Annotated in this window: 20 protein-coding genes; 4 read left to right on the top strand and 16 right to left on the bottom strand. The window is 73.8% G+C overall.

Features of this window, described 5'->3' with window-relative positions:
- Positions 1-168: 168 nt before the first annotated feature.
- Together IG86_RS0120550 and IG86_RS0120545 are read right to left on the bottom strand one after the other, a co-directional pair.
- On the bottom strand, positions 169-744 hold the full coding sequence (locus tag IG86_RS0120550; RefSeq protein WP_030829993.1) for a histidine phosphatase family protein: 576 nt from the start codon (positions 742-744) through the stop codon (positions 169-171).
- Between the two features lie 31 nt (positions 745-775).
- Positions 776-2,224, bottom strand: a complete 1,449-nt coding sequence (locus tag IG86_RS0120545) for an aminotransferase-like domain-containing protein (RefSeq protein ID WP_037942785.1) — start codon at positions 2,222-2,224, stop codon at positions 776-778.
- Here IG86_RS0120545 and IG86_RS0120540 point away from each other — a divergent pair.
- Entirely contained in the window at positions 2,223-3,152 is a 930-nt protein-coding gene (locus tag IG86_RS0120540) for a DMT family transporter (protein WP_030898603.1), read from the top strand. The two genes, IG86_RS0120545 and IG86_RS0120540, sit on opposite strands and share 2 nt — an antisense overlap.
- A gap of 33 nt (positions 3,153-3,185) precedes the next feature.
- Complete coding sequence (locus IG86_RS0120535; RefSeq protein WP_030829984.1) at positions 3,186-3,383, top strand: DUF1918 domain-containing protein; 198 nt, start codon at positions 3,186-3,188, stop codon at positions 3,381-3,383.
- 1 nt (position 3,384) lies between these two features.
- Here the strand turns inward: IG86_RS0120535 and IG86_RS0120530 are convergent, their stop codons facing one another.
- Positions 3,385-4,626, bottom strand: a complete 1,242-nt coding sequence (locus IG86_RS0120530) for a glycoside hydrolase family 10-like protein (protein ID WP_030898599.1) — start codon at positions 4,624-4,626, stop codon at positions 3,385-3,387.
- A 139-nt stretch (positions 4,627-4,765) separates the two neighbouring features.
- On the opposite strand from IG86_RS0120530, the gene IG86_RS0120525 reads away from it, so the two are divergent.
- Positions 4,766-5,659: a 3-hydroxybutyryl-CoA dehydrogenase gene (locus tag IG86_RS0120525; protein ID WP_045937043.1), complete on the top strand. Its 894-nt coding sequence runs from the start codon at positions 4,766-4,768 to the stop codon at positions 5,657-5,659.
- Between the two features lie 19 nt (positions 5,660-5,678).
- Here IG86_RS0120525 and IG86_RS0120520 read toward each other — a convergent pair whose 3' ends face one another.
- The 10 genes from IG86_RS0120520 to infC form a co-directional block, all read right to left on the bottom strand.
- Positions 5,679-6,212, bottom strand: coding sequence for an NUDIX hydrolase (locus IG86_RS0120520; RefSeq protein WP_030029331.1), 534 nt, complete (start codon positions 6,210-6,212; stop codon positions 5,679-5,681).
- A gap of 53 nt (positions 6,213-6,265) precedes the next feature.
- The gene (locus IG86_RS0120515; protein WP_030898595.1) at positions 6,266-7,606 is read right to left on the bottom strand and encodes an NsdA family TPR-like regulatory protein; all 1,341 of its coding nucleotides are present in this window, start codon (positions 7,604-7,606) and stop codon (positions 6,266-6,268) included.
- Positions 7,607-7,944: 338 nt separating this feature from the next.
- The gene (locus IG86_RS0120510) at positions 7,945-8,970 is read right to left on the bottom strand and encodes a PP2C family protein-serine/threonine phosphatase (protein WP_051785302.1); all 1,026 of its coding nucleotides are present in this window, start codon (positions 8,968-8,970) and stop codon (positions 7,945-7,947) included.
- A 152-nt stretch (positions 8,971-9,122) separates the two neighbouring features.
- Complete coding sequence (gene pheT / locus IG86_RS0120505; protein WP_030898590.1) at positions 9,123-11,651, bottom strand: phenylalanine--tRNA ligase subunit beta; 2,529 nt, start codon at positions 11,649-11,651, stop codon at positions 9,123-9,125.
- Positions 11,651-12,778, bottom strand: coding sequence for a phenylalanine--tRNA ligase subunit alpha (gene pheS / locus IG86_RS0120500; protein WP_030829970.1), 1,128 nt, complete (start codon positions 12,776-12,778; stop codon positions 11,651-11,653). The genes pheT and pheS overlap by 1 nt, the downstream gene beginning before the upstream one ends.
- A 151-nt stretch (positions 12,779-12,929) precedes the next feature.
- The gene (locus IG86_RS0120495) at positions 12,930-14,186 is read right to left on the bottom strand and encodes a sensor histidine kinase (protein WP_030898586.1); all 1,257 of its coding nucleotides are present in this window, start codon (positions 14,184-14,186) and stop codon (positions 12,930-12,932) included.
- A gap of 65 nt (positions 14,187-14,251) precedes the next feature.
- A complete protein-coding gene (locus IG86_RS0120490) occupies positions 14,252-15,112 on the bottom strand; it encodes a TrmH family RNA methyltransferase (protein WP_030829964.1) in 861 nt (286 codons plus the stop codon).
- Between the two features lie 135 nt (positions 15,113-15,247).
- Entirely contained in the window at positions 15,248-15,634 is a 387-nt protein-coding gene (gene rplT, locus IG86_RS0120485; protein WP_007263143.1) for a 50S ribosomal protein L20, read from the bottom strand.
- A 107-nt stretch (positions 15,635-15,741) separates the two neighbouring features.
- Positions 15,742-15,936: a 50S ribosomal protein L35 gene (rpmI, locus tag IG86_RS0120480; protein WP_030012385.1), complete on the bottom strand. Its 195-nt coding sequence runs from the start codon at positions 15,934-15,936 to the stop codon at positions 15,742-15,744.
- Between the two features lie 104 nt (positions 15,937-16,040).
- Positions 16,041-16,754, bottom strand: coding sequence for a translation initiation factor IF-3 (gene infC, locus IG86_RS0120475; RefSeq protein ID WP_030829961.1), 714 nt, complete (start codon positions 16,752-16,754; stop codon positions 16,041-16,043).
- A 326-nt stretch (positions 16,755-17,080) separates the two neighbouring features.
- Here infC and IG86_RS0120470 point away from each other — a divergent pair, with 326 nt between their 5' ends.
- The gene (locus IG86_RS0120470; protein ID WP_030829958.1) at positions 17,081-17,464 is read left to right on the top strand and encodes a DUF1844 domain-containing protein; all 384 of its coding nucleotides are present in this window, start codon (positions 17,081-17,083) and stop codon (positions 17,462-17,464) included.
- A 68-nt stretch (positions 17,465-17,532) separates the two neighbouring features.
- Here IG86_RS0120470 and IG86_RS0120465 read toward each other — a convergent pair whose 3' ends face one another.
- The 3 genes from IG86_RS0120465 to IG86_RS0120455 are packed head-to-tail and all read right to left on the bottom strand — an operon-like array spanning position 17,533 to position 20,357.
- Positions 17,533-18,273 (bottom strand): SseB family protein, encoded by a 741-nt coding sequence (locus IG86_RS0120465; protein WP_030829955.1) that lies wholly within the window; start codon positions 18,271-18,273, stop codon positions 17,533-17,535.
- 21 nt (positions 18,274-18,294) lie between these two features.
- Positions 18,295-19,539: a type VII secretion-associated serine protease mycosin gene (gene mycP, locus IG86_RS0120460; protein ID WP_078905979.1), complete on the bottom strand. Its 1,245-nt coding sequence runs from the start codon at positions 19,537-19,539 to the stop codon at positions 18,295-18,297.
- Positions 19,536-20,357, bottom strand: coding sequence for a hypothetical protein (locus IG86_RS0120455; RefSeq protein ID WP_030898579.1), 822 nt, complete (start codon positions 20,355-20,357; stop codon positions 19,536-19,538). The genes mycP and IG86_RS0120455 overlap by 4 nt, the downstream gene beginning before the upstream one ends.
- Positions 20,358-20,459: the final 102 nt, after the last annotated feature.

Genomic DNA, 20,459 nt, shown 5'->3' with positions numbered 1-20,459 from the left:
AGCAGGAAAGCCCGCCGTGCGGCGGCGATTGCGCCGGTCGCGTCGGGAGCGGGTCCCGGAGCTGGACCGCACTGGACCGTCCGGTGCCGCGGTGGCGGTCCCGTCGACGAGACGACCGCGGGCCCGCGGGGCCCCGGCCGGGCCCCGCGGTCGGCTCTCACGGCGCGTTCAGGCCGGGGCCTGCAGGCAGAGGTGCCATTGACCGGACCAGCCGGTGAGGGTCATCGTCGACAGCGGCCGGACGTCCACGTTCCAGTAGGTCAGCGGGGGCGCCTTGAGGGCGTAGACCAGGGCGGCGCGGACCACGGAGGGTTCCGCCACCGCCACGATCGCGCCGCCGTCGTCGGCGGGCCGGGTGTCGAGCCAGCCGCCGATCCGGGAGATGAAGGCGAGCAGCGACTCCCCTCCGTGCGGGGCGGCCCGCGGGTCGCTGAGCCACTGGTCGACCGCTGCGGGCTCCTGCGCGGTCACCTCGGCGAGGGTCAGCCCCCGCCAGCGGCCCATGTCGCACTCGCGCAGCGCCGGCTGGGCCAGGGGCGCGTACCCGAGGGCCTCGCCCGTGGCCCGGCTGCGCGGGGTCGGCGAGCAGTAGCGCAACTCGGCCGCGCCCAGGGGTACGAGGCCCTGGGCGGCGGACTCGACGGCCCGCCAGCCGGCTCCGTCCAGCGGGCGGTCGTCGTCGAAGCGCTCGGCGAGCAGCGAGGAACTACGGGCTGCGGCGACAAGCGAAACCCGAACATGCATGCGGCGATGGTGGGCCGCACACGGCGGCGGGTCAAGCGTCCGGAGAATCCGGCTCCTCTCCCAGGCCCGCGCGCAGCCGCTGGACGGCCTCCACCAGTTCGGCCGGGCCGGAGACGCCGGCGAAGCTCAGCCGGACGTACGGGGCGGGCGGCTCGGCGCAGAAGTAGGGGCGGCCGGGAGCCACCGCGACTCCGGCGCGCAGGGCCGCGGCCGCGAAGGCCGCGTCGTCACCGCCCCCGGCCATCCGGGCCCACAACTGGTATCCGCCCGAGGGCAGATGGGGCAGGGTCAGCCCGGGCAGCTCCCGGCGCAGCGCGCCCGCCAGCACGTCCCGCCGGTGACGCAGTTCGGCGGCCACGGCCTTCAGGTGGCGCGGCCAGGCGGGCGCGCCGACCAGCTCCAGTGCGGCCTCCTGGAGCGGCCGGGGCACGAAGAAGCTGTCCACCACCTGGATGGCCCGCAGCCGGTCGACCACCGGGCCCCGGGCCGCCAGGGCGCCGACCCGCAGGCTGGGCGAGGTGGCCTTGGTCAGGGACCGGACGTGCACGACCACCCCGTCGTGGTCCTCGGCGGCCAGCGTCGGGGGCAGCGGACCGCAGTCGTCGTGCCCCAGGGCGCGGGCGTAGTCGTCCTCGACCACGAAGGCCCCGGCGGCCCGGGCGATCCGCAGCACCTCGGCCCGCCGCGCGGGCGCGAGGATCGCACCGGTGGGGTTCTGGAACAGCGGCTGGCACACGAACACCCGCGCACCGGTCGCTTCGAAGGCGGCGGCGAGCAGCTCCGGCCGGACCCCTTCGGCGTCCACCGGCACGGGCACCGGGCGGCATCCGGAGGCGCGGGCGATGGCCAGCAGCCCGGGGTAGGTCGGGGACTCCACCAGGATCGGCGCCCCGGGCGGGGCCAGCGCCCGCAGTGCGGTGGTCAGCGCGCTCTGCCCGCCCGCGGTGACCAGTACGTCGGCGGCCCCGACGGCACCGCCGATCTCGCGGGCGAACCAGTCGCGCAGCTCGGGCAGCCCTTCCATCGGCGGCCGGTCCCAGGCTCCGGGGCGCCGCCCGGCCCGGGCGAGCGCCGCGGCCATGGCCCGCTCGGGCTGGATGGAGGCGTGCAGGTAGCCGCTGTTGAGGCCGATCACCGACGGCGGCGGCGCGGCCAGGCAGGCCAGCACCCCGGACGCGTCCACCGAGCGCGGCACGATCTCGCCGGGCGTCTCCGCGCTGAGGGCGACCTCCTGCCAGGAGGTGTCCCCCGCCGCGGGGAGCGACGTGCGCGGCGCGGACCGGAAGACGCCGGCGCCCGGCCGGGTGACGACCAGGCCCTCGGCGGCGAGCTGCGCGAGGGCCCGGGAGACGGTGACGGGACTGACCCGGTAGTGCTCGACGAGGGCGCGGCTCGACGGGAGCTTTCCACCCACCGAGTAGCGGTTCAGCTCGGACCTCAAGGAATCGGCCAGCTCCGCGACACTGCTACGCTCATACATGACAGCACAGAATAGCGCTACTCTCCCGGCCGCGATAGCGGTGAAGAATCCGCTGCTGCGCGGCACGGCTCTCGCCTCGCTCGGCGTCGTCGCCTTCTCGCTGACCTTCCCCGCCACCGCCTGGGGGCTGGAGAGCTTCGGTCCGTGGTCGCTGGTGGCCCTGCGCAGCGTCCTGGCAGCCGCGATCGCGGGCATCTTCCTGCTGGCCCGCCGGGTCCGGCCGCCGGCCCGCGAGCACTGGGCCGGCCTCGCCGTCGTCGCCGGCGGGGTGGTCGTCGGCTTCCCGCTGCTGACGACCCTGGCGCTGCGGACCTCCACCACCTCGCACGCCGCCGTCGTGGTCGGCCTCCTGCCGCTGACCACGGCCGCGCTGTCCGCGCTGCGCACCGGCACCCGGCCCCCGCGGGCCTTCTGGGCCGCGGCGGTGGCCGGGGCCGTGGTGGTGCTCGGCTTCACCCTCGCGCAGAGCGGCGGCTCCCTCTCGGCCGGCGACGGCTACCTCTTCGCGGCGCTGCTGGTGTGCGCCGCCGGGTACACCGAGGGCGGGCGGCTCGCCCGGACGCTGCCGGGCTGGCAGGTGATCGGCTGGGCCCTGGTGCTGTGCCTGCCGCTCAGCGCGGCCGGCTCCGCGCTCGGGCTCGCGTACGAGCCTGTGCACCTCACCGGCCACGGACTGGCCGGACTCCTCTGGGCGGCGGCCGGCTCCACCTTCCTCGGCCTGTACGTCTGGTACCGGGGCATGGCGGAGATCGGAGCGCCCCGGGCCAGCCAGCTCCAGCTCGCCCAGCCCCTGCTGACCCTGGTCTGGTCCGTGGCGCTCCTCGGGGAGCGGCTCGCCCCCGCCGCACCGGCCGCCGCCTGCGCGGTTCTCGTCTGCATTGCGGTGACCCAACGGGTCAAACAGCCCCGGAACGACCTAAACTGCTAGCACCGGATCGGAGCGCCACCGAGGAGGTCAGACATGCGAGCGACCGAGGGCGACCAGCTGGTGCAGCACGGCAGGATCGTCGGACAACCCGACAAAGTGGGCGAGATCACCCAGGTGCTCGGCGAGAACGGGACGCCCCCGTACCGGGTCCGCTTCCAGGACGGACACGAAGCGCTGATGGCGCCCGGACCCGACTGCATCGTCCGCCACCCCGCAGAGCCCGGGCACTGATTCACCGCGGCGGCACGGCCGAGCCGTAATGGTCGGCGACCACACGTGCCATCGCGCCGTTGGGGTCCGCGGCCACCTGCTTCGCCGAGAAGTAGACGTGACCGCGGACCTCGGGGTATCCGCGGGCGAACCGCACGTGCCGGGACAGCTCCGCCGGATCACGCCAGGCCGCGGTGGGGCTGTCGGCTTCGCAGCGGTAGAGCGCCTCCCCCACGTACAGGGCCGCGCCGGTGCCCGCGACCGTCCTGGCCCACCAGGGGACGAGCGCCGCGTAGTCGGCCGTCGGGTGCCCGATGTGCCAGTAGGCCTGCGGCACGACGTAGTCGATCCAGCGCTGCCTGACCCACTTGCGGGTGTCCGCGTACAGGTCGTCGTACGCGGAGAGCCCCCGGGTCTGCGAGCCGGCCGGATCCCGGTCGGAGTTGCGCCAGATCCCGAAGGGGCTGATGCCGAACCTGACCGCGGGCCGCAGGGCGCGCAGCCGCTCGGACATCTCGCGGACCAGGGTGTCGGTGTTGTTGCGGCGCCAGGCGGCCCGCGAAGAGAAACCGCCGCCGTACTCCTCGTAGGCCGCGTCGTCGTCGAAGTACTCGCCGTCCACCGGATAGGGGTAGAAGTAGTCGTCCCAGTGGACCGCGTCCAGCGGGTAGCGGGTGACCGCGTCGAGCATGGCGTCCTGCACGAACCGCCGCACCTCGGGCACCCCGGGGTTGTAGTAGAGCTTCCCGCCGTACTCGACGGTCCAGCCGTCCTGCCGCGCGGGGTGCTCGGGCACCAGCCGGTCGAAGTCGGTGTGGTTGGCCACCCGGTAGGGGTTGAACCAGGCGTGCAGCTCCAGACCGCGGGCGTGGGCCTCGGCGACGGCCGTGCCCAGGGGGTCCCAGCCCGGATCGACCCCCTGCTCCCCCGTGAGCCACTGCGACCAGGGCTCGAAGGGGGAGGGCCACAGCGCGTCGGCCGCGGGCCGGACCTGCAGGACCACCGCGTTGAGCCGGCGGCGCACGGCGGTGTCGAGGAGGGCGAGCAGCTCCTTGCGCTGCGTCGCGGCGGACAGCCCGCTGCGCGAGGGCCAGTCCACGTTGGAGACGGTGGCGATCCACATGCCCCGGAACTCGGGGGTCGCGGCACCCCAGCCGGGGGGCGGACCGGAACTCCGCGGCCCGGCGAAGGCCGGCCCCCCCGTCGCGGCGGCGATCACCGCCGCCGCTCCCGCCAGCAGTGCCCGTCGACCGATGTGCGCCATGTGACGACTCCGTTTCGCTGAGTGACGATGCGAGGTGTCCGCTCAGCATGCCCGCCCCGGCCCGCCACGCCGCGCAAGGTCGGGAGTAACGTCGGGGGGCGTGGCGGGCGCCGGAATCGTACGGGGGACCCGCCGACGGATGAGCTGCGAAAGGCACGAAGTGACTGACCTCCCTTCCGACATCACACGAGTCGGCGTAGTGGGCTGTGGCCAGATGGGCGCGGGTATCGCCGAGGTGTGCGCCCGAAGCGGCCTTGAGGTCAAGGTCGCCGAGACCACCGGCGAAGCCCTGGAGATCGGCCGTACCCGGCTGCACAACTCCCTGACCAAGGCCGCCGAACGCGGCAAGATCACCGAAGAGGAGCGGGACGCCACCCTGGCCCGCCTCACCTTCACCACCGACCTCGGCGAGTTCGCCGACCGTGACCTCGTCATCGAGGCGGTCGTCGAGAACGAGCAGGTCAAAACCGAGATCTTCCAGGTCCTGGACCAGGTGATCACCCGCCCGGACGCGATCCTCGCCTCCAACACCTCCTCGATCCCGCTGGTCAAGCTGGCCGTCGCCACCTCGCGGCCCGACCAGGTCATCGGCATCCACTTCTTCAACCCGGCCCCCGTGCAGAAGCTCGTCGAGCTGATCCCGGCGCTGACCACGGGCGAGGAGACCATCAAGCGGGCGGAGGCCCTGGTGCGGGACGTGCTCGGCAAGCACGCGGTCCGCGCCCAGGACCGTTCCGGCTTCGTCGTCAACGCGCTCCTCGTCCCCTACCTGCTGTCCGCGATCCGGATGTTCGAGTCGGGCATCGCGAGCCGCGAGGACATCGACAACGGCATGGAGCTGGGCTGCGCCCACCCCATGGGTCCGCTGAAGCTGTCCGACCTCATCGGTCTGGACACCATCGCCTCGATCGCCGACTCGATGTACGCCGAGTACAAGGAGCCGCTGTACGCCGCTCCCCCGCTGCTCCAGCGCATGGTCGACGCCGGCCGCCTGGGCCGCAAGACGGGCGCGGGCTTCTACCCGTACGGCTGACCGCCCGGGCCCGACGCCCCTACCGGCCGAGCCGCAGGTGGTGCAGCAGGAGCAGCCCGGCCGCCATGTTGGCGGCCGGGATCTCCCCGTCCGCGATCATGTCGGGCACCAGCTTGAGGGGGACCCACTCCCGGCGCGAGGACTCGAAGTCGTCCTCGGGGTGGCCGGTGTAGGTGGCCCCGTCCGCCCAGTAGAGGTGGTGGCGGGCGTCGGTGAGCCCGTTGGACGGCTCGACGGTCATCAGGTGGTGGAGCGGGCCGGGCCGCCAGCCCGACTCCTCCTCCATCTCGCGGGCCGCGGCGGCGGCGATGTCCTCGCCGTCCTCGACCACCCCGGCGGGAAGCTCCCAGCCCCAGCTGTCGGTGATGAAGCGGTGCCGCCAGAGCAGCAGCACCTCGTTGGCCTCGTTGACGGCCGTGGCGACGGCCACCGGACGCAGCCGGATCACGAAGTGGTCCAGGTGCCGGCCGTCGGGAAGTTCCACATCGGCGAGATTCACGTCGAACCAGCGGTTCTTGTACACAGTCTGCTCACTCAGGTTCGTCCACTGCACGGCTGTGCCACCTTCCGTTCGAGTAGGTGGCAAACATCGCAGCAGCTGCCCTGTCACAGCGGAACGCGCAGCGCCCCGTCGATGAGCCGCACGGTCTCCCGCGCGTCCGAACAACCGCTGGTCAGCAGCTGTTCGCGGACTGCCCGAAGCCGGTCGCGCAGGCGCAGCGACTCCATCCCGCGGGCCCGCTCGGCCATCTCGGCCGCGCCCGCCGCGGCCCGGTCCGCCTCTCCCTGACGGAGCTGGATCTCGCAGAGCATCGCCAGCCGGTGCACCCGCCCCCGGTCGTGAGCGGGGGTGCCGACGGCGGCGGCCGCCTGGACCCGCGCCGCCTCCAGATCCCCCAGACTGAGCAGTGCCTCGGCGACCTGGACGTTGACGAGGCCGGGCTGTACGTAGCCGGTCTCGTCCGGTTCGCTGCCCGGGTGGATCCGCGCGGCGGCCGTCTCGGCACCCCGGATGCACGCCAGCGCGGCCTGCGTGTCGCCGAGTTGGGCATAGGCCTTGGCCTGCATGGCGTGCAGGTCGGCGGCGAGCGCCGGGGTGGTGTGCCGGCCGGCGGCGCGCAGCGCGGCCTCGGCGAAGGCGACGGCCTGGCGGTACTCCCGCAGGTGCAGGGACTGGTTGACGATCAGGGCGATCACGTACGCCCCGAGCCCCCGGTCCCCGCTCGCCTTGGCCAGCCGCAGCGCCTGGTGGAAGTAGCGCTGGGCCAGCCCGTGCGCGTCGGAGTCGTACGCGCAGATCCCCGCCACCGCCACCAGGGACCCGGTGGCCCGGTGCAGCCGGCGCCCGAGGTCGTCGGGGTAACTCCCGCGCAGCATCGGCGCGGTCTCGGTGCCGAGGAAGCGGACGATCCGGTCGCGGGTGGCCATGCCGCCGGCCCGGCGGTACATCAGCTCGTAGTGGGCTCGGGCGGCCTTGAGGATCTCCACGTGCTCGGGGCCGATCCGGTTCGGTCCGTCGCGCGAGACGTCTGCGTCCTCGGGCGGGTTCTCCCATTCCCAGACCGGGATGACGGCCGGGGTGCCGGTCACCGCCTCGGCGGTGAGCAGTTGGGGCCGGGCCTGGCCGTCGGAGCGCCACAGGGCCGCGGCCCGGTCCACGAACCCGGCGAGGGGGGAGGCGTGCAGGGAGACCGGGTGGTCCGCCGCGCCGAGGCCGATGTCGTCCAGACCGACCGGCCGCCGCAGCCGGCCCCCGAGCACCTCGCAGATCAGGTCGGGGACCTGGCCGCGCGGGCGCTGCCCCTTCAACCACCGGGTCACGGCGGTGTGTTCGTAGCGCAGGGCCAGCCCGCGGGTGCGGCCCGCCTGGTTCACGTGGGCGGCGAGCCCGGCGTGGGACATGCCCGCCTCTGCGAGGAGGGCGTCGAGCAGGACATTGGGCTGCATGGGCCGCTCCCGGAGCTCGTCGGTATCAGGCTAGTGGGTGCGCGGTTCACACGGGGTGTGAAGTGAGTACGCGCATAAATGCGATCCGCACTCTGCCGCACGGACCCCTGGACGCGCTTGACTGAAGGCCCTCGCCAAGAGGAGCTCGGGTCGTCGGCTCCCCCTCGTACAGTGCGACGACCCGTCACCGCGCCGCCCGTCCTGCTGTCTGCCCGACACTCCATGGCAGGCGGGCGGCGCCTTCCGGTTCCGCCGGGCGCCCGGTTGGTCGCCGGACCCCGGCAGCGGACCGGATCGGACGCGCGCCGGGCCCATCCACCGGGCCCGGCGTGCGTGGGTCAATGCCGGTCGTTGCGGAGCACCAGCAGGGCGACGTCGTCGGCGAGTCGCCCGCCGGTGTGCCGCAACAGGGCCGCGTGCACGCCCGCGACCAGCCGCGCGGGCGTGAGCGGCGCCTGCGCGAGGACACTGCGCAGGGGGAAGAACCGCCCGGCGCCGTCACGGGCGTCCTCGGCCCCGTCGGTGTGCAGGAACAACGTCTCCCCGGGCCGCAGTTCCCCGCACGCGTGCACCCGCGGATCCCGCGGTAACGGCACCACGCCGAGCGGCGGCAGGGTCTCGCCGTCGAGCCATTCCACCCCCGCCGGCATGTGGGGCGCGGGGTCCGGGGCGGAGCCCCGGAGTTGCACAGCGCAGTGCTGCGGTACCGGACGGAGCAGATAGGGCCAGGGATGGCCGCAGTTCAGGGCCGTCAGGGCGCCGTCCGCAGCGATCTGGAGGAGCAGGACCGTCACGAACTCCTCCGCCGCCGGGGACTCCGGCTCGGCCGGGCAGGCCGACGGGTGCTCGGACCGGGCCCGGTCCCGTACGTGCCGGCCCAGGGCCCGTTCCATCCGCCGCAGGACACCGCCGAGCGAGGGCTCGTCGTACGCGGCCTCGCGGAATGCCCCGAGGACGGCTGCGGCCGCGCCCAGCGCCGGCAGCCCGTGGCCCCGTACGTCCCCGATGACCACCCGGATCCCGTGGGCCGTGGGCACGGCCTCGTACAGGTCGCCGCCCACCGCGGCGCCCCGGCTCGCGGAGAGCTGCGCCGCGGCCAGGGTCAGCCCGTCGATGCGGCCCGGCAGCGGCCGCAGCAGCGCCCGTTGCGCGGCGCCCGCGATCTCCTCGGACCGGTGCAGCTCGGCCATCAGCCCGCGCCGGATGTGCAGGGCGCACCCGGTGGCCAGCAGCAGGAAGGCGGCACAGGTGGCCAGGCTCGGCACCAGCATTCCGGGGGTGGACAGCTCCCAGGACACGGCGGCGCCGCCCCAGGCCGCGACGCACACCCGGCGCACCTGGGTCATCTGCCCGCGCGTGATCATCCGTAGGTCTCCCCTCCGGCCGGATCGATTGTGTCGACCGGACGGCGGCCCCCGACACGGGCCGCGGAGGTTCTCACCCGAATGAGTGAGGGGCGTATCCGGTACCGGATACGCCCCTCACCAGGCCTCGAACGGGTCCGAGGACCGTTCGGCTACGCGCCCCGGAGCACCGCTCCGGTGCGCTCGCCGGCGAGCGCCACCGCCGCGTCGCGCGCGGCGGTGGACTCCTCGGCGGTCAGCGTGCGGTCGCTCGCGCGGAAGCGCAGCGCGTACGCCAGGGACTTCTTGCCCTCGCCGACCTGCTCACCGGTGAACACGTCGAACAGGCGCAGCGACTCCAGGAGTTCGCCGGCGCCCTTGCGCAGGGCGGCCTCCACCGAGGCGGCCGGAACGGACGCGTCGACGATCAGCGCGACGTCCTGGGTCGCCACCGGGAAGGAGGAGATCCGGGGCGCCTGGACGGCCTCTCCGCCGGCCGCCGCGAGGCGGTCCAGGTCGAGCTCCATCGCGCTGGTGCGGGCCGGCAGGCCCATCGCCTTGACCACCCGCGGGTGCAGCTCGCCGGCGTGGCCGATGACCTGCTCCACACCGTCGACGGTGACGACCAGCTCGGCGCAGCGGCCCGGGTGCCAGGGGCCGTACTGGCCCTGGCGGACGACGAGCTCCGTGCCGGCCTCGACGGCCAGCGCGCGGGCGGCCTGGACCGCGTCCGCCCAGTCGGCCGGACGGCCCTTGCCCCACCAGCCGGCCTGCTCGCGCGCACCGGCCAGCACGACCGCGGCGTACCGCGGCTGCGCGGGCAGCGCCGCGTCCAGGGTGGCGACCTCTTCGTCCGTGGGACGCCGGTCGACGGGCAGCCGTACGGCGACACCCGGCCGGGCGGCGGCCCGGAAGACCGAACCGGTCTCGAAGAGCGCGAGGTCGTGGCTGCCGCGGCTGTCGTTGCGCCGCAGCGCGCCGAGCAGACCCGGCAGCAGCGTGGTGCGCAGCGCCGGCTCCTCGTCGGAGAGCGGGTTGACCAGCTTGACGACCTGGCGGGCGACGTCGTGCGCCGGCAGCTGGAGCTGGTCGAAGACGCCCTCACCGAGGAACGGGTAGCTGAGCGCCTCGACGTAGCCCGCACCGGCCAGCGCGCGGCCGACCCGGCGGTGCAGCTGCTGCCGGGCGGTCAGACCGCGGCCGGAGGGCACCTGCGGCAGGGTCGACGGGAGGTTGCCGTAGCCCTCCAGCCGGATGACCTCTTCGGCGAGGTCGTTGGGCGCGGCGAGGTCGGGCCGCCACGAGGGCAGCGTGACGACGAGCTCGTCCTGGCCGTAGACGTCGCAGCCGATCTCCTGGAGGCGGCGCACGACGGTCTCGCGGCCGTACTCCATGCCCGCGACCCGGTCCGGATGGTCGGCGGCCATCGCGATGGTGCGCGGCGCGCCCGGGGCGACGACCTCGGTGACCCCGGCCTCGGCGGTGCCGCCCGCGAGGAGCACGAGCAGGTCGACGGTCCGCTGCGCGGCCGCGGCGGCGGCCAGCGGGTCGACGCCCCGCTCGAAGCGCTTGGAGGCCTCGGAGGAGAGCTTCATGCGGCGGGCGGTGCGCGAGATCGACACGGAGTCGAAGTGCGCGGCCTCGATGACCACGTCGGTGGTCCCGGTGACGGCTCCGGTCTCCGGGTCGGTGACGGAGTCGGCGATCTCGGTGTTGGCACCGCCCATGACGCCGGCGAGGCCGATCGGCCCGCTGTTGTCGGTGATCACCAGGTCCTCGGCGTCGAGCGTGCGCTTGACCCCGTCGAGGGTGGTGAACTTCTCGCCCTGCTCGGCACGGCGGACGCCGATGGTGCCGTCGATCCGCGAGCGGTCGTAGGCGTGCAGCGGCTGGCCGAGTTCGAGCATCACGTAGTTGGTGATGTCGACGGCGAGCGAGATCGGGCGCATGCCGGCCTTCTGGAGGCGGCGCCGGAGCCAGATCGGGGAGCGGGCCTCGGGGTCGAGACCGGTCACGGTGCGGGCGGTGAAGCGGTCGCAGCCGGCCGGGTCGTCGATCTTGACCGGGTAGCCGTACGAGTTCGGCCCGGGCACGTCGAGCAGCGCGGGGTCGCGCAGCGGCAGGCCGTAGGCGGTGGCCACCTCGCGGGCGATGCCGCGCAGGGACATGCAGTAGCCGCGGTCCGGGGTGACGTCGATGTGCAGCACCTCGTCGACGAGCTGGAGCAGCTCGATCGCGTCGGTGCCGGTCTCGTGCTCCGGCGGCAGCACGATGATGCCGTGCGTGCCGTCGTCGCCCATGCCGAGCTCCTCGCCGGAGCAGATCATGCCGTGCGAGGTCTTGCCGTACGTCTTGCGCGCGGCGATCGCGAAGTCGCCGGGCAGGACCGCGCCGGGCAGGACCACGACGACCTTGTCGCCGACGGCGAAGTTCCGGGCGCCGCAGACGATCTCCTGCGGCTCGCCGGTGCCGTTGGCGGAGCCGACGTCGACCGTGCAGAACCGGATCGGCTTGCGGAAGCCCTCGAGCTCCTCGATGGTCAGCACCTGGCCGACGACGAGGGGGCCCTTGAGCCCGGCGCCGAGCTGCTCGACCGTCTCGACCTCCAGGCCGGCGTCGACGAGCTTCGCCGCGACGTCGCGACCGGTCTCACCCGCGGGGAGGTCGACGTACTCCCGCAGCCACGAAAGCGGGACCCGCATCAGATCTCCATCCCGAAAGGCCGGGTGAAACGAACGTCACCCTCGACCATGTCTCGCATGTCTTCAACGTTGTGACGGAACATCAGCATCCGCTCGATGCCGAAGCCGAAGGCGAACCCGCTGTACTTCTCCGGGTCCACACCGCAGGCGGTGAGCACCTTGGGGTTGACCATGCCGCAGCCGCCCAGTTCGATCCAGCCCTCGCTGGAGCAGGTACGGCACGGGCGGTCGGGGTTGCCCACCGACTCGCCGCGGCACACGTAGCACTGCATGTCCATCTCGGCGGACGGCTCGGTGAACGGGAAGAAGTGCGGGCGCAGCCGGGTGGTGGTCTCCTCGCCGAACAGCTCCTTGACCATGTGGTCGATGGTGCCGCGCAGGTCCGCCATGGTCAGGCCCTCGTCCACGGCGAGCAGCTCGACCTGGTGGAAGACCGGGGTGTGCGTCGCGTCGAGCTCGTCGGTGCGGTACACCCGGCCCGGGCAGACGATGTAGACAGGGGGCTTGCGCTCCAGCAGCGAGCGCGCCTGCACCGGGGAGGTGTGGGTGCGCAGCACGACGCCGGACTCGTCGCCCTCGGTGCCCTCGGGCCCCTGGACGAAGAAGGTGTCCTGCATCTGGCGCGCCGGGTGGTCGGGCGTGAAGTTGAGGGCGTCGAAGTTGAACCACTCCGCCTCGACCTCGGGCCCTTCGGCGATCTCGTACCCCATGGCGACGAAGATGTCCGCGACGCGGTCCATCAGCGTGGTCAGGGGGTGCCGGGCGCCGGCGGGGACGCGGTCGTAGGGCAGCGTGACGTCCACCGCCTCCTCGACCAGCACCCGCTCGTCGCGCTCGGCCTCGAGCTCGACGGTGCGGGCCCCGAAGGCCTTGTTCACGGCGCCGCGGGCCTGGCCCACGCGCTTGCCCGCCTCGGCCTTGGCCTGCGGGGGCAGGGCGCCGATCTCGCGGTTGGCGAGCGCCAGGGGCGAGCGGTCGCCCATGTGCGCGGTCTTCGCCTCGCGCAGCGCGTCGAGGTCGCCGGCGGACGCGAAGGCGGCGAGCGCCTCGTCCCGCATGCGCTCGATCTCTTCCGGTTTCAGTGCCTCGACCTCGACAGGGTCGTACGACTTGTTCGGTGCCGACATCTCTTCCCGTACTTCCGATGGCTGGCTGGTGGGTCCCCGTACGACACGATCAGACCGATCGAAGCAGAGACACAAAGGTGCCAAAGGACGAGTCTAAAGGTCGCCGGGGGTGAAGGAGCCCGTGGGCCGCCCGGTGAGACGCTCCGCAGGACTACTGCGTGAGGTAGGCCGGGGCGCTCACGGGCAGGATAAATCGGAACTCGGCGCCGCCGCCGGGGCCGCGGCCGACCGTGATGGTGCCGCCGTGCGCCTCCACGATGCCCTTGACGATGTACAGGCCCAGCCCGGTGCCGCCGCGCTTGCTCCCCCGCCAGAAGCGGGTGAAGACGCGGGCCATCGACTCCTCGGGGATCCCGGGGCCTTCGTCGGACACGGTGACGGCGGTTCCCTTCTCATGCGGCGATACCCCGATGGTGACCGTTCCGTCGCCGTGGCGCACCGCATTTTCCAGGAGGTTGCCGAGGATCTGGTCGATCTTGTCGGGATCGGCCCACAGGTCGGGGAGCGGGCGGCTGATGCTGACGAGGAACCGCTCGGGGGCCTGGCCGTTCGCGGTGAGCGCCTGGACGTGCCGGCCCACCGCGGTGGCGATGTCGACCGGCTGGCGGCGGACTTCCAGGCGGCCGGAGTCGATGCGCGAGATGTCGAGGAGCTCGGTGATCAGGCGGGTGACGCGGTTGGCGTCGGCGTCGACGGTCTCCAGCATCAGCCGCTTCTGGTCGTCGGTGAACCGCTCCCACTTGGCCAGGAGGGTCGCGGTGAAGCCCTTGACGGAGGTCAGCGGCGAGCGCAGCTCGTGGGCGACCGTGGCGATCAGCTCGGCGTGGCTGCGTTCGGTGCGGCGGCGGGCCTCGGTGCCGCGCAGGGTGACGACGAGGCGGCGCACCGGGCCGGTGGGGTGGGTGCGGATGTAGCTCGCGGAGACGAGCACCTCGCGGCCGCCCGGGAGCAGCAGGTTCCGCTCGGGCTGGCCGCGGCGGGTGGCGAGGCCCCCGTACGGGTCGGTCAGCGCCCACCAGCGGCGGCCTTCGAGGTCCTCCAGCGGGAGGGCCCGGTCGATGGGGGCGCCGAGCGCCTGCTCCGGCGCGAGGGCGGTGATCCGCGCGGCGGCCGCGTTGAAGCAGACCACCCGACCGGTGTCGTCGGCGACGACGAGTCCGTCGGGCAGGTAGTCGGGGTCCACGGCGAAGCCGGGGCCGAAGCCCGCGCCCGGTGCCCCTGCGGCCGCCCGGTCCGCGCGGACCGGGCGGGCGGCGGGTCCGGCGCCGCGCGCGCGGGCCGAGTCCACGGCCTGCGGCGGTACGCCGCACAGCCCGTCGGCGGCTGCGGCCGGGGGTTCGGGGGCGTCCCGGAACCGCTCCTCGGCCGCGGCCGCGACCCCAGGTGCGCTGTTCGTACCGACGGTCATGTCCGTCATGTCCCCGTACCCCACATCTCCGAGTAGCGCCGTGGGCCCCCCGGGCCGCCACACTACTAGCTGGGGGTCACGGAGCGGCACCCTCCGGGCGCCCGCTGTGCTCGCGCGGACGCGTAGAGACACACGGCGGCGGCCGTCGCCAGGTTCAGGCTCTCCGCCTTCCCGTGGATCGGGACCCGCACCACGGCGTCCGCGAGGGCCCGGGTCTCCTCCGGCAGGCCCCAGGCCTCGTTGCCGAACACCCAGGCGGAGGGCCCGCCCATGGTGCCCGCGTCGAGTTCGGCGTCGAGGTCGTCCTCGCCCGCCCCGTCGGCCGCGAGGATCCGTACGCCGGCCGCGCGCAGCCCCTGGACGGCCTGCTCCACCGGAACGCCGACGGCGACCGGGAGGTGGAAGAGGGAGCCCACGGAGGCGCGTACGGACTTGGGGTTGTAGAGGTCCACGGAGGCGTCGGTGAGCACGACAGCGTCGGCGCCGGCGGCGTCCGCGCAGCGCAGCACCGTGCCGGCGTTGCCGGGGTCGCGGACGTGCGCGAGGACCGCGACGAGCTTCGGCCCGGCCTTGAGGACCTCCTCGAACGGCGAGTCGAGGAAGTGGCAGACCCCGACGAGGCCCTGCGGGGTGACCGTCTGGGAGACCTCGGCGAGCACCTCGTCGGAGGCGTAGTGGACGCGCGCGCCCGCGTCCAGGGCCGCGCCGATGATCTCCGAGTAGCGCTCGGCGGCCTCGACGGTGGCGAACAGCTCGATCAGGGTCGGCTCTCCCGTGGGGCCGCGGTGCTCGACGGCCTCACGGACCGCCTGGGGGCCCTCGGCGATGAACCGGCGCTCCTTGGTGCGGAAGTTGCGCCGCGCCAGTCGCCTGGCGGCGGCCACCCGCGGGGATCGGGGGGAGATCAGCTCGGCGGGGTGACCCAGGTCAGCCATGGTCTCTGCGGTTCTCTCTCGGGGTGCGGGCGCCCGGGGCGCGACGGTGCGGGGAAAGCACTCGGACCCGCAGGCGCATCGCCTGCGGGTCCGAGGGTGCCGACCGCTCGTGCGGCCGGCCAGGCCTTACGCGGCGGCCTTGGGGGCGTTGACGTCGGCCGGGAGCGCCTTCTGCGCGACCTCGACGAGCGCGGCGAACGCGTTGGCGTCGTTGACGGCCAGCTCCGCGAGGATCTTGCGGTCCACCTCGATGTTGGCGGCCTTCAGACCCTGGATGAGGCGGTTGTACGTCATGCCGTTCTGGCGGGCAGCGGCGTTGATGCGCTGGATCCACAGCTGACGGAAGTCGCCCTTGCGCTTCTTGCGGTCGTTGAAGTTGTAGACCAGCGAGTGGGTGACCTGCTCCTTGGCCTTGCGGTACAGGCGCGAACGCTGACCGCGGTAGCCGGAGGCCGCCTCGAGGATCGCCCGGCGCTTCTTGTGGGCGTTTACTGCCCGCTTGACGCGTGCCACTTTTTAACTCCTTGTAGCGGGGCCGTGGGTGTCTTCACACGACCCGGAAATTCGATGGGGTCCCGGTCTCGACATGCATCCGCTCCCTGCAGGGGGAGCGGTGGATGTCAGATGCCGAGAAGCTTCTTGATCTTCGCGGCGTCGCCGGGAGCCATCTCCGCGTTGCCGGTGAGGCGGCGGGTGACACGGGACGACTTGTGCTCGAGCAGGTGGCGCTTGCCGGCGCGCTCGCGGAGCACCTTGCCGGAGCCGGTGACCTTGAAGCGCTTCTTGGTACCGCTGTGCGTCTTGTTCTTCGGCATGGCGCCGTTATCTCCTCGTCGGTGGCGCTCCCTCGCCGGTCCGGACCGGACCGGCTTGTGGGAGCGTCATGTTGTGTAGGTGATTCGAGACAGGTGCCTCGGAATCAGGCCTCGGCGTTCGCCTCACCGGCGTCGGCCTCGGTGACCTCGGCATCCGTGGCGTCCGTCGCCTCGACCGGGGCGGTCTCCTCGGAAGGAGTCGCCTCGTCGGCAGCGGCGGCGCCCTGGCGCTCGGCCTTGCGGGCGGCCTGCGCCTCGCGGGCTTCGGCCATCGCCTCGGTCTTCTTCTTGTGCGGACCGAGGACCATGATCATGTTTCGGCCGTCCTGCTTCGGGTTCGACTCGATGAAGCCGAGCTCCTCGACGTCCGAAGCGAGACGCTGCAGCAGTCGGTAGCCGAGTTCCGGCCGGGACTGCTCGCGACCACGGAACATGATCGTGATCTTGACCTTGTCGCCCTGCTTGAGGAACCGAACGACGTGACCCTTCTTGGTGTCATAGTCGTGCGGGTCGATCTTCGGCCGGAGCTTCATTTCCTTGATGACCGTGTGCGCCTGGTTCTTGCGCGCCTCACGGGCCTTCATGGCCGACTCGTACTTGAACTTGCCGTAGTCCATGAGCTTGCAGACCGGCGGGCGTGCGGACGCCGCGACCTCGACCAGGTCGAGGTCGTACTCCTGCGCGAGCTCAAGCGCCTTGGCAAGCGGCACGATGCCGACCTGCTCGCCGCTGGGACCGACGAGTCGTACCTCGGGAACGCGAATCCGGTCGTTGATGCGGGGCTCGGTGCTGATGGATCCTCCTCGGTAGCACCACACGACTGCCTGGCAGACAGCCGCTGACGTGTATTTCCGTCAGACCGACCACGGCGGGAGAATGAAAAAAGCCCCGCCGGGCACAGGCAGGGGCTCCAAAACAACCGGAGCACCGCCGCATGCGAAGACGCGGGGCGCAGACTCGGGCGGCTTTCCATCGTCCGTACGGAACGATGGATGCCGCCTGACCGGTGACCCGCCGCCCCGGAAGGCGGTCAGGTGGGAGAACGGAGCCTCCACTTGTGGGCCGGACACCAAAGCATCCGGCCGGTCGATGTACATACTAGCACCCGCGTTGCAAGCCCGCCGCACGGCATATCGTGGTCCGCATGACTGACGCGACACCCTCCACCTCCACCGAAACCGCTGCCGACGGCACCCCCGACTACGACGCCATGACCCGCGACATCGCGGACGTGCCCGCCGTCGAGGTGATCACCACGGTGGCCGTGCACCTGCTGAGCGCCGCGGCGGTCAACCTGGGCCTGGACAAGCCGGACTCCGAGCACAAGGACCTCGACGAGGCCCGCAAGCTGATCACGGCCCTCGCCGGCCTGGTGACCGCGAGCGCCACCGAGATCAGCTCCTTCCACGCCGCCCCCCTGCGCGACGGCCTGAAGTCGCTCCAGCTGGCCTTCCGCGAGGCCTCGATCGTCCCGGACGAGCCGGGCCAGGGCCCGGGCGAGAAGTTCACCGGCCCCGTCTTCGGCTGATCCCCGCAAGCGGAACACGACGAAGGAGGGGCGGGCCGTGCTGTCACGGCCCGCCCCTCCTTCGTCGTTCAGCGGGTGAAGAGCGGCTCGCCGGGCGGGGCCGGGGCGTCCGACGGCAGCAGCGCCAGGTTCAGGCCGCGCACCAGGCGGGCCCGCAGGGTGGTGTCCGCCGCCAGGGCCTCGGCGACGCGGCGGGCCGCGGCGGGGGCCTGGGCGTCGGCGGCGAGCACGATCGCCAGAATCCCGTCGGCGTCCGCGCCGCCCGGGCCGAGGTGGGCGCGGAGCACGGCGGGCTCGGCGGACACAGCCACCCGTACGGCCTCCCGTACGGCGGGGTCGGCCAGCGGGTCGGTGTCCGTGCGGCCCTCGGCGAGCGCGAGCAGCGCGGGGCCGGTCAGCTGGTAGGCGACCGGGCCGGCCAGGTCCAGCACCACCGTGTCGGCCTTCTCGTGCGCAGCGGCCGCCAGGGCCTGGTGCAGCGGCACGGCCACCGGCCGGGCGGCAGGGTCCCAGAGCGCGAGCGAGGCGATCGAGGTGAAGGCGGGCAGGGCCCGGCGGTCGCCCGCCCGCAGGGTCGGGACGGCCATGTCGCTGGTCTTCTCCCGCTTGAGGCCGGTCTCGGGGTCGGTCTCCACCTCGCCGAGCACCGCGACCACCGGGACCAGCAGCCGGGCGCCCTTGAGCGCCGCCAGCACCCGCGGCTCCTGGGTGCGGTCCCCGGCCCACGCGGCGAGGGCCGCGGTCAGCTCGGGGTCGGCGGAGCCGTCGTCGTCGGAGAAGCCGGGGTCGGGAATGTTCTTGTTCGCCATGTTCGCCACAGTTACCCGACCCTACTGTGCCGGGTGCGCGTCGTGGCCCCGGGGACCCCGGCGCGGGCGCCGGGCCAGTACGGCGGCCAGCACGAGCAGCACCGCTCCGGCGACCGCCGCCGCCGGGGCGCCGAGCCGGGCGCCCCGCTCGGGCGGGCGGACCGGCTCGGGGCCCGGGCCGAAGTACCGGCTCGCGGCCGCGGCCGGCGCGGGCACCGCGGCCTCCGCCTGCATCGCCTCGGCGACCTGGAGTGCGGCGGCGGGATCCACCGTTCCGTGCCCGCGGGCGTCGTCGCGGCCGCCGGCCGGGGAGTCGGAGGCGGTGTCCTCCAGCAGCTTCTTGACCTGGGCCGGGGAGAGGTCGGGGTGCGCGGCCTTGACGAGGGCGGCCGCGCCGGAGACGAAGGCCGCGGCGGCGCTGGTGCCCCAGCCCTCGTAGTACGAGCGGTCGGGGTCGGCGATGACGACGTCGACGCCGGGGGCGCTCACGGTCGCGTACCAGTTGCGCGTGGAGAACTTCGCCTTCCGGCCGCGGCGGTCGACCGCGGTCACGGCGATGACCCCCGGGTAGGCCGCCGGGTAGGAGACGCGGTCGCCGGACTCGCCGCCGTTGCCCGCGGAGGCGACGACGACCACGCCCTTGGCGAGGGCGTACTGGACGGCCTCGTCCTCGCCCGCCTCGTGGTGGGCGGAGTCGCTGTCGTCGCCGAGGGACAGGTTGATCACGTCGGCGCCGTGGTCCGTCGCCCAGCGGATGCCTTCGGCCAGGGCGCCGCCCTTGCTCTCGCGGGCCTTGGCCCGGCCCGGGTCGCCCTCTTCGAGGATCACCCGTACCGGCAGGATCCGTGCCTGCGGGGCGATGCCGAGCACGCCCTGACCGCGGCTGGGGCCGTGGCCGTGCCCGGCGATGATGCTCGCCATGGCGGTCCCGTGGCGGGCCCAGGCGCGGTCGCCGGGGCCGGCGCCCATGCCGATGAGGTCGGTGCCGGCGAGGACCTGCCCGGACAGGTCGGGGTGGGACTCGTCGACGCCGGTGTCGAGGACGGCGACGGTCACGCCGTCGCCCCGCGTGGTGCCCCAGGCCTCCTCGGCGCGCAGGGCCAGGAGTCCCCACTGGCGGTCGCGGATGGTGTCGGCGGCGGCCGGGGCGGCGGTGGCGGTGGCGAGGAGGGCGGAGGCGGCGAGTACGGCTGCGCCGCGCAGGGGGGTGCGGGCGGGGGTGCGGGCGGGGGTGCCGGTGCGGGTGCGGGCGCGGGCGCGGGTCATCGTGCGGCCTTCGGCGCGGGGGTGGTGGGCGCGGTGCTTGTGGCCTGGGGTGCGGCGAGGGTCGCGAGGCCGTCCCCGAGGCGGTCGGCGAGCGCCTTCGCCTCGTGGCCGAGGCCCGCCTGGGCGGCGGCTCCCGTGGCGTCCTTCTTGACGAGGTCCGCGGCGGGGCGGGGTGCGTCCTGCGGGCGGCCGTCGGCGAAGGCGGAGACGGTGTAGACGACGACGGGGGCCTCGGTGGGTACGAAGGTGGCCCAGGCGGCCCGCTGGTTGTCGGCGAACCCGTAGGCGGGCGGGGCGGTGAGCCGGCCGTCGAGCGCGCTCATCGTCGGCTCGTCGGCGGGGGTGAAGACCATGCCGACGGTGATCAGGGAGCTGCGGGTGGCGTCGGTGTAGGTGGCGCGGAGCACGCGGGTACAGCCGGTGGGGGCGAGCAGCGCCTGCCAGTCGGCCGCGAGGGCGGCCGGGCAGTCGGCGTCGGGGGCGAGGGCGATGCGGGTCCACGTGCGGTCGGCGCCGCCGGGGCCGGCCGAGGGGCCGGTGAGGACGGGCGGGAGGAGGCTGTCCACGGGGGCGTCGCGCCACAGCGAGCCGGCCTTGCGGTAGGCGGCGTCGGCGGGCAGGGGGCGGTTCGCGGCGCGGTGTTCGGCCCAGGTGGTGACGGCGGCTCCGCCGACGAGGCCGCCGCCGAGGACGAGGCAGAGCGTGGCGGCCGCGACGCGGGCGGGGTGGCGGCGGGGCGGGGCGTGTGCGGGCTGGGGCGGCGGGGACCAGGGGTCGGGCTCGCCCGGGATCGTGGTCCGCGGTGTCGTCGTGGTCATCCGGCGGCTCCGCCCCCCGTTCCGTACGGCTGCCTGCCCGTACTCTACGGGGTTCGCGAACACCCACCTGGCGGGGGCGGTCCGGGGGGCGCGGGGCGGCGG

The sequence above is a fragment of the Streptomyces virginiae genome (assembly GCF_000720455.1).
Classification (GTDB): Bacteria; Actinomycetota; Actinomycetes; order Streptomycetales; family Streptomycetaceae; genus Streptomyces; species Streptomyces virginiae.
Note: the sequence above shows the minus strand (reverse complement) of the source record. Positions and strands in the feature narration are given on the sequence as shown.

Bases quoted from the DNA above. Each gene is read 5' to 3' on its own strand.
- IG86_RS0120470 (WP_030829958.1), top strand. From the start codon at position 17,081: ATGACTGACGCGACACCCTCCACCTCCACCGAAACCGCTGCCGACGGC.
- IG86_RS0120465 (WP_030829955.1), bottom strand. From the start codon at position 18,273: ATGGCGAACAAGAACATTCCCGACCCCGGCTTCTCCGACGACGACGGC.
- IG86_RS0120535 (WP_030829984.1), top strand. From the start codon at position 3,186: ATGCGAGCGACCGAGGGCGACCAGCTGGTGCAGCACGGCAGGATCGTC.
- mycP (WP_078905979.1), bottom strand. From the start codon at position 19,539: ATGACCCGCGCCCGCGCCCGCACCCGCACCGGCACCCCCGCCCGCACC.
- IG86_RS0120545 (WP_037942785.1), bottom strand. From the start codon at position 2,224: ATGTATGAGCGTAGCAGTGTCGCGGAGCTGGCCGATTCCTTGAGGTCC.
- IG86_RS0120510 (WP_051785302.1), bottom strand. From the start codon at position 8,970: ATGATCACGCGCGGGCAGATGACCCAGGTGCGCCGGGTGTGCGTCGCG.
- pheT (WP_030898590.1), bottom strand. From the start codon at position 11,651: ATGCGGGTCCCGCTTTCGTGGCTGCGGGAGTACGTCGACCTCCCCGCG.
- IG86_RS0120495 (WP_030898586.1), bottom strand. From the start codon at position 14,186: ATGACCGTCGGTACGAACAGCGCACCTGGGGTCGCGGCCGCGGCCGAG.
- IG86_RS0120455 (WP_030898579.1), bottom strand. From the start codon at position 20,357: ATGACCACGACGACACCGCGGACCACGATCCCGGGCGAGCCCGACCCC.
- IG86_RS0120540 (WP_030898603.1), top strand. From the start codon at position 2,223: ATGACAGCACAGAATAGCGCTACTCTCCCGGCCGCGATAGCGGTGAAG.
- IG86_RS0120530 (WP_030898599.1), bottom strand. From the start codon at position 4,626: ATGGCGCACATCGGTCGACGGGCACTGCTGGCGGGAGCGGCGGCGGTG.
- IG86_RS0120550 (WP_030829993.1), bottom strand. From the start codon at position 744: ATGCATGTTCGGGTTTCGCTTGTCGCCGCAGCCCGTAGTTCCTCGCTG.
- IG86_RS0120515 (WP_030898595.1), bottom strand. From the start codon at position 7,606: ATGCAGCCCAATGTCCTGCTCGACGCCCTCCTCGCAGAGGCGGGCATG.
- IG86_RS0120525 (WP_045937043.1), top strand. From the start codon at position 4,766: ATGAGCTGCGAAAGGCACGAAGTGACTGACCTCCCTTCCGACATCACA.
- rpmI (WP_030012385.1), bottom strand. From the start codon at position 15,936: ATGCCGAAGAACAAGACGCACAGCGGTACCAAGAAGCGCTTCAAGGTC.
- pheS (WP_030829970.1), bottom strand. From the start codon at position 12,778: ATGTCGGCACCGAACAAGTCGTACGACCCTGTCGAGGTCGAGGCACTG.